Source organism: Micromonospora chokoriensis, from assembly GCF_900091505.1.
In the GTDB taxonomy this organism is placed as follows: Bacteria; Actinomycetota; Actinomycetes; order Mycobacteriales; family Micromonosporaceae; genus Micromonospora; species Micromonospora chokoriensis.
In genome coordinates this window covers 4,233,423-4,249,260 of the sequence record NZ_LT607409.1, presented here as the reverse complement: position 1 = coordinate 4,249,260, position 15,838 = coordinate 4,233,423, and the positions used below count along the sequence as shown (strand labels likewise).

Sequence of the window (15,838 nt, the reverse complement as noted above, 5' to 3'; positions counted from 1 at the left end):
TCGATGAAATTCTGCGTCAGGTGACAGGAATTACGCGTTAACCGCCAGCGCCTCGGTAGCCCGGTCCAGGGCTCGCACCGGAGACAGGAGCTGACCGCCCGCCTGGCGACGGCGGGCGTCGCGCACCGTCATCCGCACGCCCTCGGTGAAGCCCAGCTTCGGGTGCCACCCGAGCAGCTCCCGCGCCTTCCTGGTGTCCAGCGCCATGTTGCGGACCTCGCCCGGCCAGGGCAACGGCTCGTACCGGGCCGCGTTGCCGACGCCGGACGCCTCCCGGACGGTGTCGAACACCTCGTTGATGCTCGTCTGCCGCCCGGACGCGATGTTGACCAACCCCGCCCCCGGGTGGTGACAGGCCACCGCCACCGCCTCGGCGACGTCGCTGACGTGGATGAAGTCCCGGGTCTGGGTGCCGTCGTCGTAGATCACCACCTGCCGACCCCCGAGCAGGGCATCGGCCATCAGGGACACGACGCCGCAGTCGCCGCCCTCCTGCCGCGGGCCGTAGACGTTGCCGAAGACCATCGAGGTGTACGACAGGCCGTGCTGGCGTCCGTACCACTCGAGGTAGTGCACGCCGGCGGCCTTGCTGACGCCGTACGGGCTCGCCGGCGCGATCGGGTGGTCCTCGCGAACCGGCAGGTCGTGGGCGGGAACGCTGCCGAAGATGGCGCTGCTGGCGGCGTTGATCACCAGCCGTACGCCGCTGCGGACGCAGGCGTCCAGCACGTTGACGGTGCCGAAGACGTTCACGTCGGCGTCGTACAGCGGTGAGCGACGGGCGGCGGGCAGGCTCGGCTGGGCGGCGAGGTGGACCACGACGTCCGGCTGCCACTGGTGGATGACCTCGACCCCCTCGGGCGTACGGATGTCGCCCGAGATGACGTCCGCCTCGGTCAGCCCGCCGTACGCGGCGTCGGCCAGGTTCTCCAACCGGCCCGTGGAGAAGTTGTCGAGCACCCGCACCTGACTGCCCATCAACATCAGGCGGGCGACCACGTGACCGCCGATGAAGCCGGCGCCTCCCGTGACCAGGACGCGCCGGGGCGTCAGGTCGGCCGACGGCGCGACGCCGACGGCGGTAACTGGCTGGTCCATGTCGGAACTCCTTGGAACGACGGGCCTGTCGGCCCGTTTCGGCAACCAAGACGGCCGGGCCGACCCTAACGCAGGCAAACACCACGAAAGGGACTTTTGGCTCAACGTTTGGTGGGAAATGGGGTCTTAGGTGTTAAAAGTCCGATTCATGCCTGTAAGGCAGCTTTGGGCCTTAATTTATCTCCGGGGTGCTCGTCGGCATGCCCTGAATCACCTGACGGAGAAGGGAGGGTCGACGCATGCGAGAGACCTCGCGCCCCGTGACAGCAGGCACGTCTGTGGGGCTGAGCACCGACAGCCCGACCATCCCGGTGCGATTCCACGAACCCGTCGGCCGCCCGGTGCGGACGAGCCGGGCAGACCAGAACAGACGCCGGGAGCGCGTCGTGGTGCTCGAACCGAACGACACGGCCACCACACCCGACCGCCTCGACGAGGAGTTCGACGTGGCCGCCCGACTCCCGGTGCCGGGCTGCCCCGACGAGCTCGCCCGGCTGCTGGGCCGCGTACGCCCCCGGCTGCTGTTGCTCAAGCACTCGCTGGAGAGCATCGACGACCGCATCATCACCAGATGCCTGAGCGCCGACGTCGAGATCATGGTGCTGGCCCGACCTGTCTACGGCCTGCTGCGCGCCCCGGCCATGGCCCGCTTCGGTGGACTGCCGTGGATCCGGCTGCGATCCGGTGTCGGTCGCCCCCGCGGGGAACGGCTGAAGCGCTTCTTCGACCTCAGCATGGTCCTGCTCAGCGCGGTCCTGGTGATCCCGCTGATCACGATGATCGCCGCCGTCGTGTCGTTCACCGGCCCGCCGTTCTACCTCCAGCAGCGCGTCGGAGCGGGTGGCCGGCTGTTCCGGGTGGTCAAGTTCCGGACCATGCGGGTCGGCGCCGAACAGAGCACCGGCCCGGTCCTGGCCCAGCCGAACGACGCCCGGATCACCCGGGTCGGCCGCTGGCTCCGACGCTCACGCCTCGACGAGCTCCCCCAGCTGTGGAACGTGGTGCGCGGCGACATGAGCCTGGTCGGGCCGCGCCCGGAACGGCCGGAGTTCATCGTCGACTTCCGCCAACTGCCGCACTACGACCTGCGGCACCTCATCCGGCCAGGACTGACCGGCATCGCGCAGCTCACCGGCGGATACGCGGCCACCGTCGAGGACAAGCTCCGCTGTGACCTGCTCTACCTCAACTGCCGCTCGATGCGGGTCGACCTGACCCTGCTCCTGCTCACCGTCGTCGAGCTGTTCCGTGGGTTCCCCCGTGGCTAGTGCCGCCAACGCGGTCGGAACCCGCGTCACCCGCAACACGGCCAGCATGCTGGCCGCGCGGGTGATCATGGCTGTGTCCGGGCTGGTCTCGGTGCCGGTCATCTACCAGCACCTCGGGGCGCAGGAGTTCGGGATCTGGGTCGTGCTGGCCGGCCTACTGGCGATGGCCGCCCTGATCGACCTCGGGCTCGGCTCCGCCCTCGTCCGCGAGGTGGCCCGGGCCGAGAGCACCGCGGACCGGGACCTGGTCCGACGGCTGCTCGGGCTGGGGCTGGGGTGGGCCGTGCTGCTGGGCCTGCTCACCATCGGCGCGATCGGTGTCTGCTGGCCCTGGCTCGCCGGGCTGCTACGCCTCGGTGAGCTGGCCGACGAAGCCTGGCAGGCCACCCTGTGGCTGATCGTCGGCCTGGTGGCCGGAGCCGTCGAACTGCCGTGGCGGGCCGTGCTCGAAGGCACCCAGCGGTACGGATCGCTCGCCGCGATCACCGCCGGCACCGCGATCCTCACGGCCGCGCTGTCCATCCTGGTGGTACGCCTCGGCGGCGGCCTGGTGGCGTTGGCCGCGTCCGCCGCCACGACCGCGACGATCCGCACCCTGCTGCTGGCCTCGGCCACCCGACGCCAGTGCCCCGACCTCAGCCCTCGATGGGGCCGGCTCGGTCTGGGCGACGTCCGCCGCATCGGCGGCTACGGCCTTCGGGTGCAGGTCTCCAGCGGCGCCGGCATGGTCAACGTGGAACTCGACCGCCTCGTCCTCGGCGGCGCCTTCGGTCCCGCCGTCGCCGGTGGCTTCGACCTGGGCAGCCGCCTGCTCAACCTGCTCCGTCTGCCCCCGGGCTTCGCCCTGATCGTGCTGTTCCCCGCCGCCGTCGCCCGCACCGCCGCCCGGGGCGCCGGTTGGTTGGACCAGTTCTACCTGACCACCACCCGGTACCTCGCACTGTTCCTCGCCCCGGCCACCGCCGCCCTGATGGTGAGCGCCGATCCGCTGGTCCGACTGTGGCTGGGGCACCAGGTCCCCTGGGCGGCGGCGAACATCGTGGTCCTCGCGCCCGCCTACGCCCTCAACCTGATCACCGGTGCCGCGACGATCGTCGCCCGCGCCGAGGGACGACCCGGTCTGGAGACGCGCTACGTGCTGCTCTCCGTCGTGCTCAACCTCGCCCTGACGGTGCCGACGCTGCTGCTGTGCGGGCCGCTCGGCGTACCCCTGTCGACAGCGCTGGCGGTCGTGCTCAGCACCGGCTACTTCCTGGCGTACTTCCATTCGGCCACGACCCGGCCGCTGGCCCCGTTGGTGCGGGCGGTCTGGCCACCGGTCGCCGCCGCGACCGCGGCCGGGATGGTCACCGCGGCGGCCGGCCGGTTCCTGCCCGACGGCCCGGGACGGCTCGACGCGGCGCTGGCCGTGTCCACCCGGACCGGTCTGACTCTGCTCGTCGCCGGTGCGCTGCTGGCCGCCGGTGGACACCTGGGCGCGAACGACCGGACACGGCTGCACCGGCTGCTCCGTGCCCGCGCCTCCCTGCTGACGTCGAGCGCCGGAGGCCCGCGATGAGCGTCGACCACCGCACCACGCGGTGCCTGGTGTGCGGACCCACGCGGGCTCACCGGCCCCTCCTCGGCGGGCTGCTGCGCCGCTGCGAGGGGTGCGGGTTCAGCTGGACCGCGCCGGACCAGACCGCTGTGGACGACAGCTACGACGAGGACTACTTCGCGTCGGGCGGCTACGACGACTACTTCCGGGCCGAGCCGCGCCGCTTCGAGGCCAGCCGGCGGCTGCGGTGGCTGCTGTCCACCGTCCGACCCACAGTCCTACTCGAAGCCGGATGCGCCGGCGGCTACTTCCTCGAAGCCGCCCACCACGCCGGCATCACCGCCAGCGGCATCGAAGTCAGCCACGCCGCCGCCCAATTCGCCCGCGACCACCTCCACATGCCCGTACGCCAGGGTCACTTCGAAACCATCGCACCCACCCTCACCGCCGACGTCGTCTGCGCCTTCCACGTCCTCGAACACGTCGAAGACCCCCGCGCCTTCCTCCACGCCGCCCACACCACCCTCACCCCCGGCGGCTGGCTCGCCCTCGAAGTACCCAACATCGCCTCCGCCGCCGCCCGACGCCTCGGCACCGCCTGGCCGGGCCTGCAACCGCGCTACCACCGCTGGCACTTCACCCCGGACAGCCTGGTCCGGCTGGTGACCGACGCCGGCTTCGAGGTCGTCCGGCAGGACACCACCGTCTTCCGCTACTACATGCCGCGGCGCTACCGGCTGCGGCACGCACGACACCTCCTGCCCGCCGACCTGATCGGCCTCCGCTCACCGCGGTTGACCCATCCACGCCTCGGCGACCTGCTCCGGGTGCTCGCCCGGACGCCACACACCAGACGGAGTACCTGATGAAACTCGATGGGATGGAGCTGGTCCGTTGCCAGCTCTGCGGCCGCGCCGGCGGACACACGCCGACGCTCGGCGAACTGCTGTGGAGCTGCCCCGACTGCGGCTTCGTCTGGACCGCCGGCAGCGCCCCGGCGCCGGAGGAGTTGTACGACGAGGCGTACTACACGACCGACGGCTACCAGGACTACTTCGCCTCCGCGGGTCAACGCCGCTTCGAGGCCAGCCGGCGGCTGCGGTGGCTGCTGTCCACCGTCCGACCCACAGTCCTACTCGAAGCCGGATGCGCCGGCGGCTACTTCCTCGAAGCCGCCCACCACGCCGGCATCACCGCCAGCGGCATCGAAGTCAGCCACGCCGCCGCCCAATTCGCCCGCGACCACCTCCACATGCCCGTACGCCAGGGCTACTTCGAAACCATCGCACCCACCCTCACCGCCGACGTCGTCTGCGCCTTCCACGTCCTCGAACACGTCGAAGACCCCCGCGCCTTCCTCCACGCCGCCCACACCACCCTCACCCCCGGCGGCTGGCTCGCCCTCGAAGTACCCAACATCGCCTCCGCCGCCGCCCGACGCCTCGGCACCGCCTGGCCGGCGATCGCCCCCGCGTACCACCGCTGGCACTTCACCCCGGACACGCTGAGCCGGATGCTCGTGGAGTCCGGATTCCGGGTGATCTCGCACGACACCGTCTTCTCGCGGTTCTACTGGCGGCCGGCGGGGCGGCTGCGCAACGCCCGGGACCTCCTGGTCGCCGACCTGGCCGCGAGCCGCTCACCCCGGGTGACACACCCGCAGCTCGGCGACCTGCTGCGCATCTTCGCCCGACGTGACGACCGGGCGGTGTCCTGATGGGTACGCCGCAGCTGTCGGTGCTGCTGGTCAGCTGGAACACCCGCGAACAGACCCGGCAGTGTCTGGAGTCGCTGGCCGCGACCGCCGACCCGGACCTGGACTACGAGGTGGTGGCCGTCGACAACGGCTCGACCGACGGTTCCGCCGACCTGCTCGCCGACCAGGCCCGCGTCCGGCTGATCCGCAACAGCCACAACACCGGTTTCGCCGCCGCGGTGAACCAGGCGTACCGCCGGTCGACCGGGCAGTTGGTCCTGCTGCTCAACAGTGACGTCAGGTTCCACCCGGGCGCGCTGTCGCGGATGATCGGCTACCTACGGGAGCGGCCGGACGTCGCCGGGGTGAGCCCGTTGTATCTCAACCCGGACGGCACCTTCCAGCAGCACTACGTCCAACAGCCCAGCTTCGCCGCCACCATCGCGCTGGTCACCGCGCTGCGCCGACTGCCCGGCTTCCGCCAGGCGCTGCACCGGTTCCAGATGCGTGGCGAGGATTTCAGCCGTCCCCGGCAACTGGCCTCCGGCAGTTGCATGCTGCTGCGCCGTGCGGTGCTCGGGCAGCAGACCATCTTCGACGAAGCCTTCCCCGTCTACTGGAACGACGCGGTCCTCGCCCGGCAGCTCGCCCAGGCCGGGCACGAACTGTGGATGATCCCGGACGCGGTCGTGACGCACACCCGCGGCGCGTCGTGCCGGCTGCTCGGACCGGCCATCCGCTTCCGACACCTGCTGGGCAGCATGGTGGAGTACCTGCGGTTGACCCAGCCCCGGCACCGGATGGTGGCGTTCCGGGCCGCCCTGCTCGCCGATCACCTGGTCAAGCGACTCCTCGGGCGACCCGTACAGCTCGACCTGGCCGACCTGCTCGCCGCGTTGCGCGGCGACGTCGGTCCGCTGCCCGACGGCGACACCCGCGACTGGGTGGTGCTGTTCAGCCGCACCCGCTGGTCGGTGCCACAGCACCAGACGGTGCTGGAGCAGCTGGAATCCGGACAGCGGTTGCTCTTCGTCGACCCGCCGGGGCGCCGCCCCCGCTGGCGGTCCGAGATGACCCCGATCGGCTCGACGGCCTGGCGTGCTGTCGCGCCGACCGCGTTGCCGCTGGGTGACTGGTTGCCGCCGGTCAACTGGATCAACCGTCGGGTCGCAGCCGGTGTGCTGCGGGCCTGGCTGGACCGGCAGGCCGGCGCGCGCCTGCTGCGGCTCGACGACGAGCGCGCCCGTCCGGTGCTCGGCCGGCTCGGTGAGGACGAGGTGCTGCCGGCCGGAGCGCCACGGCCGTTGGAACGGTCGGGTCGTGGCTGAGCGCTCGGCCCGCCGGGTGGCGGCGTCGGTGGGATCGGCGGCAACCGACGACAGGGACTGGGTGGTCGTCTTCAGCGGCACCCCGTGGGCGAACGGCGCGCACCGTCAGCACGCGCTGGCTCGGGAGCTGACCGTCGACCACCGGGTGCTCTTCGTCGACCCGACCGGGCACCTGCCCCGGTGGCGTACCCGCGTCCGGCAGGTGGCCGACGGTTTGTGGCAGTGCGCCGGGCCGGCGCTGCTTCCGCTCGGTCGCCACCTGCCGCCGGTCAACCGGGCCAACCGCTGGTTCGCCGCGCTCCTGCTCGGCCGCTGGTTCCGGCGGCGGGCCGAGTCGCCACGACTGCTGTGGCTGGACGAGGACCTGGCCGCGCCCGTCGCCGGCCAGCTGGACGCGGCCGCCGTGGTGTACGACGCCACCGACCTGGACTGGACGTTCACCCGACGCTGGAACCGCCGGCACCTTCGCCGTGCGCTGCGGTCCGCCGTCGGCGCCGCCGACCTGGTGCTCGCCTCGTCCAGCGCGCTGCCGGAACGGATGCCCGCCCTCGAACCCGCCCCGGTGGTGCTGGCCAACGGATGCGACCCGGAGCACTTCTCGCCCGACGGCCCGGTCGCTCCCTGGTTGGCCGGGCTGCGCCGACCACTGATCGGGTACAGCGGAGCTGTCGACACCCGAGCCTTCGACGCGGATCTGGTCGCCGAGGTCGCCCGGGCCCACCCGGAGTGGACCTTCCTGCTGATCGGTCCGTCCACCCGGGCCGGTCGCGCCCCGCTGGCACGGCTGTCCAACGTGGAGTTTGTCGACGCTGTCGGCTTCGCGGACGTGCCGGCCGTCCTGCGGGCCTGCGACGCCACCATCATCCCGTACCGGGTGGGCGGGTTGGTGGACTACGTGCATCCGAAGAAGTGCTACGAGTATCTCGCCCTCGGCAAGCCCGTCGTCGCGACGCCGTTGCCGGCGCTGCGCCCGCTGGCCGACATCGTCACGCTCGCCGGCGACCCGCGAAGCTTCGCCGCCGCGCTCAGCGTGGCGCTGGACGGCGGCGGTTGCGTGGAGCAGGCCACCCGACGCCGCGCGGTCGCCGCCCGCAACAGCTGGTCGACCCGGGGTGTGCAGTTGCGCTCCCTGCTCGCGGGGTTGCCCCGATGAGGATACCCATCGTCGCGCCCACGGTGCTGATCGGCGGCGCCGGGCTGGGCGCCGTGGTCACCGTGGTCACCGTGCTGCCCGGGCCGATCGGCCTGGCCGCCGCCGTCGGAGTGCTGAGTTGGGGCGTGTTCCTGCTCTGGCCCTGGACCGTGCTGCCGGTCGGCATCATCGGCGGCGCCGTGGTCGGCGCCGTGCTCAGCGGCGGCGACGTGCGCGGGTACATCGCGGTGAAGGTGCTGCTGCTGGCCGCCGGCGGTGCGGCGCTCGCCGTACGCCACTGGCTGCGGGTGGAGGAGCGGCCCCGACGCACGGCCGCCGACGTGGGCATGCTGAGCCTGATCGGCTTGACGGTCGTCGCGGCCACCTACGGGCTGGCCGTCGGTAACCAACCGGAGGAGGTGCTGGTCGCCGCCTACCAGGTGGCCACCATCCCGGTGTACTTCTTCGTCGCCACGTACACCCTCACCTCGGGTCGTCGGATCCTGGCCGCCGGCATCCTGTACGTGGCCCTGGCGGCGGTCTTCACCGCCATCTCCGTCTCGGCCCCGGGGCGGCACGGCGGACTCATCACGCTCATGGCGATCCCCGCGCTGATCTGGGTCGCCGGGCGACTGCGGGGTTGGCGGCGGAACGGCGTCCTCCTGCTCGGCGGGTTCTTCGCCGTCGACGTGCTCCTCGCGTCGTACCGGGGAATCTGGCTCGCCGCCGCGCTGACCATCCTGATCATGCTGGTTCGCGGTGGTCGGACCGTCCGCGCGGGGCTCGCCGCCACCGCCGTCGCCGCCGTCGCGGTGGCAGCGGTCCTCGCCCTGCAACCAGGGGTACGGGAGCGGGCCGGCGAGATCAGCAAGGGGCTGACGCAGTCCGCCGGGTACCGGGGGGTGGAGTCCTCGGTCGGCCTGAACGTGTTCGCCGACCAGCCGCTGGTCGGGGCCGGCCTCGGACAGACGACGCCGGACATCTACCTGTCCGGCTTCACCTTCACCGACGTCGGCCCGGTCTACCACGCCTTCTACGTCACCGTGTTGGCCAACCTCGGTCTGGTCGGCCTCCTGCTGGTGCTCTGGCCGATCCTGCGTGGCGTCCGCGTCGGCCTGCGGGACCGGAACGGGATCGCGCTGCCGTTCGCCGCGCTGTCCTGCGGTTTCCTGGCTGCCGCCGTCTTCGCGGCGCCCACCGACGGGCACTGGGAGCTGGGTCTGCTGCCGGCGCTGACCCTCCTCACCGTGCGGCAGGGCGGTGAACGGGTCCGGCGGCTTGCCCGGCCTGCGCTGTCGAGCCGGCCGCTGACCCGGACGGGAGTCACGGCATGAGCCACGCCGCCGCCACCGCCATCGTGGTCACCCACAACTCGGAGCGACAGATCGTCGCCGCCCTGAACGCGTTACGGCAGGAGGGCCTGCCGGTCCGGCTGGTGGACAACGCCTCCTCCGACGGCACCGTCGACCTCGTCCGACGCCACTTCCCCGAGGTGACGGTCCTGGTCAGCCCGACGAACACCGGATTCGCCAGCGCCGTGAACCGGGGCGCGGCCGGAGTCGACACCGACGTCGTCCTCCTGGTCAACCCGGACTGCGTCGTCACACCGGGCACCGTGGCCGAGCTGGTCCGGGTGATGCGCAGTCGACCGTCGGTCGGCATCGTGGGACCGCGGATCACCGACGCGCACGGCCGGGTCGCGATCAGCGCCCACCGGTTCGAGTCCCTGGTCACGGTGCTGGCCAGCCGGTTCGGTGGGGCGCTGGTGCCGGTCGCGCTGCGACGACTGCTCAGCGGCCGACAGCGCAGGGCCGCCTACGACGCCTGCACGCGGGGGGCACAGCCGGTGGCGGTGGACTGGTTGTCCGGCGCCTGCCTGGCGGTGCGTACCGACCTGTTCACGGCGATCGGCGGCCTCGACGAGGGCTACTTCCTGTACTACGAGGACGAGGAGTTGTGCCTGCAGGCTGCCCGACGCGGCGCCGAGGTGCTGTACGTGCCCTCGGTGACCGCCGTGCACACCGGCGGCGCGAGCAGTTCCGACCCGGCCTGGATCTGGCCCCACCTGTACCGCAGCATGCTGCGGTTCTTCGCCCGCCACCGCGCCGGCACCCTGCACGCCGTGCGCGGCGTTGTGCTGCTGCGCGCGCTGATCGGCATCGGTCTGGCCGGAGTCCGGATGCCCCTCCAACCCCGGGCCGGGACGGCGCGACTGCGGGCCTGGACCCGCGTCGGCCGGATCGCGGCCACCCGCTTCGAGACGAGAGGAGGCGCCTGATGCACGTCCTGACAACCGTCGTCGGTAAGCGCACCGAGCACTGGACAGACCTGTTCGACATCCTGTGCGAACAGCCGGACATCACCCTGACCGTGCTCGCCGCCGACGTGTCACCGACGACACGACGCGAGCTGGCCCTTCTGGCCCGCCGACACCACCGGCTGCGGTACCACGTCGTCCCGCACCTGCTCGGCGAGTCGCTGACCGGGCACATGGCCTCGGTGCTGTTCCGGCTCCCCGGCCAGCACGACGTGACCACCACCCGCCCCGACATCCTGCACGTGATCGGCGAGGCGGCGTACCTCACCACCTGGCAGGCGCTGCGGCTGCGTCAACGGTGCTGGGCCGGGGTACCCACCACGTTGTACGCCGCGCAGAACGTGGTCACCCGGTTCCCGGTCCCGTTTCCCCGGATCGAGCGACAGTCCTACCTGTCGGTCAACCACGCCTTCCCGATCACCCCCGCGGCGCTGCGGGTGCTGCGGGTCAAGGGTTACCGGGGTCCGGCCACCATCGTGCCGCTCGGCGTGGACACCCGGGTCTTCCGCCCCATGCCCACCGATCCGGCCGCGCACCCGTTCACGGTCGGGTTCGTCGGACGGTTCGAGCCGCACAAGGGCGTGGCTGATCTGCTGCGCGCCGCCGAGCTGATCGACTGTGACGTGTCGCTGGTCGGGGACGGCAGCCTCAGCGGCGAGATCGACCGGGCGGCCGCACGTCGCCCCGGCCGGGTGCACCGGCACGGCTGGGCCGGGCACGCCGACCTGCCCGCGCTGCTGAACCGGATGGACGCGTTGGCGATGCCGTCGGTCGAGGTGGTGCAGCGCAACACCCTGCCGTGGATCGGCATCCCCCTTCGCGAACAGTTCGGCCGGGTCCTGGTCGAGGCCATGGCCTGCGGCGTACCCGTGGTGGGCAGCGACGTCGGCGAGATCCCCTACGTGGTGGGCGACGCCGGCCTCGTCTTTCCCGCCGGCGACGTCCCCGCGCTGGCGAACCGCCTCGCGCGGCTGCGCGACGATCCCGCCCTCGCCGGCCAGTTGGCGAACCGAGGGCTGCGCCGAGCCGGCCTGGACTTCGGTTGGGACCGCATCGCCGACACCCTCTGCACGACCTGGCGCGGGCTGCGGTCCCCGACCGGGCTCCCCCGCACAACGCCCGCCGAGACCGGGCAACCGACAAGAGAGGCGAACGCGAGATGAGCGCGTCGATAGATGTCAAAGGTCTGCTCGGTGTCTCCTGGCGCCGGGTCGGCGTACCCCTGATCGGTCTGTGCGCGGGCCTCGCGGCCGCCCAGGGGGTCACCCAACTCCTGCCGGCGCGCTACGAGGCCGAGGCGTCGGTGCTGGTCAGCGCCGAGCAGACCGAGGACGACCGGCCCGCGGATCTGGCTCTCGCGCAGAACCTCACACCCACGATCGCCCGCCTGGTCGGGTCGCGGGAGGTCGCGCTCGAAGCGGCGCGCGCACTCCAGCTACCCGAGAAGGCGGTGCTCGGCCATGTCAGCGGTGAGTACGAACTCGGTCTCCAGATCATCACCGTGCACGCCAGCGCGGGCACCGGCACGCAGGCCGCCGCGATCGCGAACGCGGCGTCCCGCGCGGTCAGCCAACAGCTGAGCCGGTTGGACATGGGCGGCTCGACGAGCATCAACGCCCGGGTGCTCGACACCGCCAGCCCGCCGACCACGCCCGCCTTCCCGAAGCCGCTGTTGAACGGCGTGCTCGGGGCACTGGCCGGACTGTTGGCCGGTTGGGGCGCGACCCTCCTGCGCGACAGGTTCGACAGCCGGCTGCGCGACGTCGGCCAGATCGAGGCCCGCCTGGGTCTGCCGGTCCTCGGGGTGCTGCCGAAGCTGCCCCGCCGATTCGCCCGCCACCACGCCGCCGCCCTGTACGCGCGCACCGACGTCGCCGACGCCGTCCGCAGCGTGATCTCGACCCTCAGCGTGCTCACCGCTCCGCTGCCGCGTCGGAGGCTGCTGGTGACCAGCGCCCACGACGACGACGGCAAGGCGTTGGTGACCGCGCTGCTCGGTCTCGGCATGGCCGACGAGCACTGCCGGGCCACGCTGGTGGACGGGGCGGTCCGCGATCCGGTGCTGTCGGGGCACTTCCCGGAGGCGCCGCACACCTGGCAGCAGGTGCTGGCGCAGAAGTGCGCACCGGTGCGCCTGGCCGACTTCCCCACCCTGAGCGTGCTGCCGGCCGAACCCCGCGAGGGCGCCGACACCCAGGCGTTGCACGAGTTGGGCGGGTTGCTGAACGCGCTGGGCGAGGACGAGGACTGCGTGATCGTGCACGCGCCACCCATCCTGGCCGGACGGGAGATCTCGGCGTTCGCCCAGCACGCGGACGGTGTGCTGCTGGTCGTACGGGCCGGTCGGACGGACCTCGACGACAGCACGCGGGCGGCCCGGCTCGTGCAACAGCTCGGGTTGCCGCTGGCGGGGGTCGTGGTGATCGGCGCGGTGGCCCGTACCGACAACCGACCGGGCGGTGGGCAGCCGACTCTGGTGCCCGACCCGGCCCAGAGCGCGCTGGCGCTGCCGTCGGCGAGAGCGGGCGCGCAGGGCGCCGTCATCCGTGAGCTGGTCAGCGCCCTCGTCGAGGACTCCTCCGGTACTCCCGGTCGGCACCGCCGCCAGAGCCGGGAACCGGGTGAGTCGACGCGACGCGGGGCGGGTAGCGGCAGGACCGTCGACGGCACCGCTGTCGAACGTCCAGCGCCCGTCGAACGGACAGCGCCCGTCGAGCAGGTGCCCGTGCCGGTCGAGGCTCCGGCGGTGTCGACCCGTATCGAGGATGCCATCACCCAGCCCAACCCGGTGGTGACGGACGTGCCGGAGCAACCCGATCCCGGGCCGATGCCGAACGTCCACCCTGACTCCGCCGGGGCGGCGTCCACCTGGGGTGGGCCCACCACCGTCGGCGTCCTCGGACGACCGCTGGCCCAGCCCGAAACGCCCCGCCGGCCGCCCGTGGCCGAGGACGCCACGCCGAACCCGTCCCCGGACGTTCCCACGTCCGATCTGACGGACCGCTGGCCGGTCTTCGGGCCGGAGCGCCTGACCCCGGGGCCGGCGAGCACGGACCGCCCGTCCCCCGGGCTGGCGGGCACAGACCGCCCCTCCTCCGGGCTGGCGAGCACGCCGCGCCCCTCCTCCGGATCCATCGTGCTGCGCCGAGCGGTGGCGGTGGGCGACACCGAGCGGTGGAGCTGACGTCGGCCGAGCCGACCACTGGAGCTGACGTCGGCCGGTCGACGGCCGCGAACGGCGGCCCGACCGCCCCATGACTACCCGAGACACCGAACAAGGAGATTTGCCGATGAGTGAGATGTTGGTGCCGACCCAGGCGTCCGCGCCGGTGTTGGACGACCCCCGCGACCTCTACTGTGACCTGCTCAAGAAGGCGCTGACCCGGTACGTCTTCCGCGAGACGTGGATGCCCTACCACCCCCGCCAGGGGTCCCTGCACGGTCGGCTCTACCAGCGCGGCCGACACCTGCTGCACCGCAAGGGCCTGGAGTTGGTGCTGCGGTTCCCGTTCGACGAGGAGGCACGGGCCACCGGTCGGGACTGGCCACCGGAGGCCGAGACCATGATCGGGCTGCGCCGGTTGGACAACCTGGAGCGGTGCGTCAAGGACGTGCTGGCGCGGGGAGTGCCCGGTGACCTGATCGAGACCGGCGTGTGGCGGGGCGGTGCGGTCATCTTCATGAGGGGGATGCTGCGCGCCTACGGTGACCGGGAGCGGACCGTGTGGGTCGCCGACTCGTTCCGTGGCCTGCCGAAGCCGGACCCGCGTCGCGTCGAGGACGTCGAGGACGCGCTGTGGCAGGTGCCCTTCCTCGCCGTGTCCCTGGAGCAGGTCAAGGCGAACTTCCAGCGGTACGGGCTGCTCGACGACCAGGTCCGCTTCCTCAAGGGCTGGTTCTCCGACACCCTGCCGGACGCGCCGGTGGAGAAGATCTCGGTGATGCGCCTCGACGGCGACCTCTACGACTCGACGATGGTGGCGCTCCGCTCGCTCTACCCGAAGCTGTCGGTCGGCGGCTACGTGATCATCGACGACTACCACGCCGTACGCGGCTGCAAGCAGGCCGTCGACGACTTCCGCGCCGAGCACGGCATTGTGGACGAACTGCACCAGGTCGACTGGACGTGCCGCTACTGGCAGCGGTCGCGGTAGGCCTGTTCGCGACGAGCGGCGGGTGGGAGGTCGGACCGACCTCCCACCCGCCGTCGTCGTTCGGGTGTTCCCGCTGTCTGATGACGTCGGGTCAGTTGGCCGGTGGCGTCTGCGGGTTGGCCGCGAGCCACTGTGCGACGCGGTCCTCGCGCAGGGCGGTGAAGAGTGCCGGGGCGCGGACCTCGTCCAGCCGCACCGCCGACCCGGCCGGAGTCTGGAGGTTGGGGTCGCTGAAGGGGGCGGTGACGAACTGGACGGTCTCGGGCCGCACGCGGCGCAGCGCGAGGGCGAGGTCGGCCAGATCGAGGTCCCGGTCGACGATCAGCGACTCCGCGGCCGTGGTGAGCACCCGGTCGAGTCGGGTCGGACTGGTGAGCAGGCTGGTCGCGGTGACCCGCTCGGCCAGCGCCCGCACCACCAGCTGCTGGTCGTGGATACGGCCGAAGTCGCCACCGGGTACGCCGTGACGCTGCCGGATCAGGTCGTCGGCCGCCCTGCCGTCCAGGTCGTGGCAGCCGGCGGGCCAGGTGACGCCCGTGTCCGAGGACGTGACCGTGTAGGGCAGGCAGACGTTGATGCCCCCCACCGCGTCCACGAGTTTGCGGACGGCGGCGAAGTTGGCCACCAGGACGCCGTCCAGTGGCAGGCCGGTGAGCTTGGCGACCGTCTCGGCGGCCAGCGCGGCACCGCCGAACGCGAACGCCGCGTTGATCTTGTTGGGTCCGCCGGACCAGACCTCCCCCGCGGCCGGCACGTCGACGTAGCTGTCCCGGGGGATGGAGACGACGGTGGCCGCGTCCCGACCGGCGTTCAGGTGCACCAGCATGATGGTGTCCGAGCGCTGCCCCGGATAGAGGGCCTGGTCCGGCTCGCCGTCGCGGGAGTCCGATCCGAGCAGCAGGAGGTTGAGCGGTCCCGACTCCCACCGACGCTCGTCGTGGGGGACGGTGCCCTTGCCGAGGATGTCCTCCCGCTGCACCCGGCCCTCGTACCGCTGCTTCAGGCCGAAGCCGACCGCGCCGAGGCCCGCGCAGAGCACGCCGACCATCAGCACCAGGGCGATCATGGCCTTCTTCCAGCCCGCCATGGCCCGCCACCTCGACGTCGCCGGCGCGGCCACCCGGCGCGGGTTTTCGGTCACCATCTCGACCACCTCTGAACGACCTGTCGGGACACCTGCACCCGTTGCGGGGCAAGGGATGCACTCACTCGTGGGTATTTAATCACTCTTTAGGGTCTCTATGGCTTTTTATCCTCTTTGCCCGATTTGGCGGTGCCATTCTGGCCTCCGGGTTAGCGAGGGGGTTT

13 protein-coding genes are annotated in these 15,838 nt (G+C 72.0%); 11 read left to right on the top strand and 2 right to left on the bottom strand.

Annotated elements, in window-relative coordinates:
• Positions 1 to 30 precede the first annotated feature (30 nt).
• Complete coding sequence (locus tag GA0070612_RS19555) at positions 31 to 1,098, bottom strand: NAD-dependent epimerase/dehydratase family protein (RefSeq protein ID WP_088989226.1); 1,068 nt, start codon at positions 1,096 to 1,098, stop codon at positions 31 to 33.
• Positions 1,099 to 1,484: 386 nt separating this feature from the next.
• On the opposite strand from GA0070612_RS19555, the gene GA0070612_RS19550 reads away from it, so the two are divergent.
• The 11 genes from GA0070612_RS19550 (at position 1,485) to GA0070612_RS19500 (ending at position 14,530) form a co-directional block, all read left to right on the top strand.
• Complete coding sequence (locus tag GA0070612_RS19550) at positions 1,485 to 2,366, top strand: sugar transferase (RefSeq protein ID WP_157742551.1); 882 nt, start codon at positions 1,485 to 1,487, stop codon at positions 2,364 to 2,366.
• Positions 2,359 to 3,924: a lipopolysaccharide biosynthesis protein gene (locus GA0070612_RS19545; protein ID WP_157742550.1), complete on the top strand. Its 1,566-nt coding sequence runs from the start codon at positions 2,359 to 2,361 to the stop codon at positions 3,922 to 3,924. The genes GA0070612_RS19550 and GA0070612_RS19545 overlap by 8 nt, the downstream gene beginning before the upstream one ends.
• A complete protein-coding gene (locus tag GA0070612_RS19540) occupies positions 3,921 to 4,769 on the top strand; it encodes a class I SAM-dependent methyltransferase (protein WP_088989223.1) in 849 nt (282 codons plus the stop codon). The genes GA0070612_RS19545 and GA0070612_RS19540 overlap by 4 nt, the downstream gene beginning before the upstream one ends.
• Positions 4,769 to 5,620: a class I SAM-dependent methyltransferase gene (locus GA0070612_RS19535; RefSeq protein ID WP_088989222.1), complete on the top strand. Its 852-nt coding sequence runs from the start codon at positions 4,769 to 4,771 to the stop codon at positions 5,618 to 5,620. The genes GA0070612_RS19540 and GA0070612_RS19535 overlap by 1 nt, the downstream gene beginning before the upstream one ends.
• Entirely contained in the window at positions 5,620 to 6,927 is a 1,308-nt protein-coding gene (locus GA0070612_RS19530; RefSeq protein WP_088989221.1) for a glycosyltransferase family 2 protein, read from the top strand. The genes GA0070612_RS19535 and GA0070612_RS19530 overlap by 1 nt, the downstream gene beginning before the upstream one ends.
• Positions 6,920 to 8,080 (top strand): glycosyltransferase, encoded by a 1,161-nt coding sequence (locus GA0070612_RS19525; RefSeq protein ID WP_088989220.1) that lies wholly within the window; start codon positions 6,920 to 6,922, stop codon positions 8,078 to 8,080. Before GA0070612_RS19530 ends, GA0070612_RS19525 begins: the two co-directional genes overlap by 8 nt.
• Positions 8,077 to 9,393 carry an O-antigen ligase family protein gene (locus tag GA0070612_RS19520; RefSeq protein ID WP_088989219.1) on the top strand — a complete coding sequence of 439 codons (1,317 nt, stop codon included), beginning with the start codon at positions 8,077 to 8,079 and terminating at the stop codon, positions 9,391 to 9,393. Before GA0070612_RS19525 ends, GA0070612_RS19520 begins: the two co-directional genes overlap by 4 nt.
• Positions 9,390 to 10,337, top strand: a complete 948-nt coding sequence (locus tag GA0070612_RS19515; protein WP_088989218.1) for a glycosyltransferase family 2 protein — start codon at positions 9,390 to 9,392, stop codon at positions 10,335 to 10,337. Before GA0070612_RS19520 ends, GA0070612_RS19515 begins: the two co-directional genes overlap by 4 nt.
• Positions 10,337 to 11,539, top strand: coding sequence for a glycosyltransferase family 4 protein (locus GA0070612_RS19510; protein WP_088989217.1), 1,203 nt, complete (start codon positions 10,337 to 10,339; stop codon positions 11,537 to 11,539). The genes GA0070612_RS19515 and GA0070612_RS19510 overlap by 1 nt, the downstream gene beginning before the upstream one ends.
• Positions 11,536 to 13,560: a hypothetical protein gene (locus tag GA0070612_RS19505; RefSeq protein ID WP_088989216.1), complete on the top strand. Its 2,025-nt coding sequence runs from the start codon at positions 11,536 to 11,538 to the stop codon at positions 13,558 to 13,560. The genes GA0070612_RS19510 and GA0070612_RS19505 overlap by 4 nt, the downstream gene beginning before the upstream one ends.
• A gap of 106 nt (positions 13,561 to 13,666) precedes the next feature.
• Entirely contained in the window at positions 13,667 to 14,530 is an 864-nt protein-coding gene (locus GA0070612_RS19500) for a TylF/MycF family methyltransferase (protein ID WP_197699195.1), read from the top strand.
• Between the two features lie 91 nt (positions 14,531 to 14,621).
• Here GA0070612_RS19500 and GA0070612_RS19495 read toward each other — a convergent pair whose 3' ends face one another.
• Positions 14,622 to 15,674, bottom strand: a complete 1,053-nt coding sequence (locus GA0070612_RS19495) for an LCP family protein (protein WP_088991617.1) — start codon at positions 15,672 to 15,674, stop codon at positions 14,622 to 14,624.
• Positions 15,675 to 15,838 lie beyond the last annotated feature (164 nt).